We start from the raw sequence: 1,224 nt of genomic DNA, 5'->3' as shown, positions 1-1,224 counted from the left end.
ATACCGTCGACCGCGAGCATGAGTGACGCCCTTTCCGACGTGCTGAGGGGTGGGCGAGCGCCACAGTAGGTGGGGGTGTTCGGGGCGCACATTGGGTGTGAGCACCCAACTTCTCGGTCGCCTACCTGTGCGCGGCGCACAGGTTCCCGCGTATGTCTCACCCCGAGCCTGTTGACGGAGCACGAGTCGGGCCGCGACGATCGGCGCCATGCCGCGCGGTCCTGCCCTGGGCACCCCTCGACTCTCCGAACCGCTCCGCCGCGAGCGGCGGCGGATCCTGCATGCCGTCAACGACCGGATCGAGGAGGTGGCGGAGACCGCCGTCGAGGTGATGCGCACGGAGATCCCGTCGTACGCGCTGCAGGACGAGCGGTTCTTCCACGACGTACGGGATCAGGTGCTTGAGCACTACCGGATGCAGTTGGCGGCGTTGGCCGGCGACCGGGACATCGCCCCCGAAGACCTCGTGTTCAGCCGCGGGGCAGCGATGCGCAGAGCACGCGCGGGGTTCGCCCTGGAGGACTGGATCAGTGCCTTCCGAGTCGGCCGACAGGTGCTGTGGGACGCGCTGCTGGACTGCGCGGGCACGTCCGCCGAGGCCCAGCAGGCCGCGCTGTCCCTCGTCACACCGCTGATGCGGTACGTCGACTACGCGAGCACCCATGCCGCACAGGCGTACGTCGAGTACCAGCAGCACGTGGTGGCGGACGCGGACCGGGAGCGCCGGGACCTCCTGGACCAGCTCCTGGCCGGCGTCGCACCGACGCGCGGTCCGCTGTCCGCCGCGGCGCAGGCGTACGGCATCGGACCGCGCTCGCAGATGATGACGGTCGTGGCGGTGTGCGTCGGCGACACCCGCACCGGGGACCTCACCTCGGCCGAGAGCGGGTATGCGACCAGCGCGTCGATCAGCGTCGCCGGGCCCTGGGCCGGCAGAACCCTGGTCGTGGTGCGCCACGGCGAGGTGGTGGCCGTACCCGTGGTCCGGGCCGGCATGAACACGGAGGACATCTGCGCCCACTTCGAGGCCGTGCAGCGGCGGCTCGCGCGGGAGGGAAACATGCTCGCCATGGGCATCAGCACGGTCGCCCAGGACGCGTCCGAACTGCCGCGCGCTTACCCCGCCTGCCGCGCGGCACCGGACGGGCCCGGCGACGCGATCCCCTGCCGCCCTGGGAGCGGGCCGCCGCCCGGGCCGCGGCCCGGCCGCCGGGCCGGGGTGCT

1 protein-coding gene is annotated in these 1,224 nt (G+C 72.4%); it reads left to right on the top strand.

Annotated features, from left to right (window positions below; translation table 11 throughout):
- Window positions 1-208 precede the first annotated feature (208 nt).
- Window positions 209-1,224, top strand: a 1,016-nt coding sequence (locus AB0C34_RS31550) for a hypothetical protein (RefSeq protein WP_357081114.1), incomplete at its 3' end; no start/stop codon positions are given.

This window comes from Nocardia sp. NPDC049220, assembly GCF_040647855.1.
Lineage (GTDB): Bacteria > Actinomycetota > Actinomycetes > Mycobacteriales > Mycobacteriaceae > Nocardia.
The sequence above is the reverse complement of the archived record's forward strand: the minus strand, read 5'-3'. Positions and strand labels throughout refer to the sequence as shown.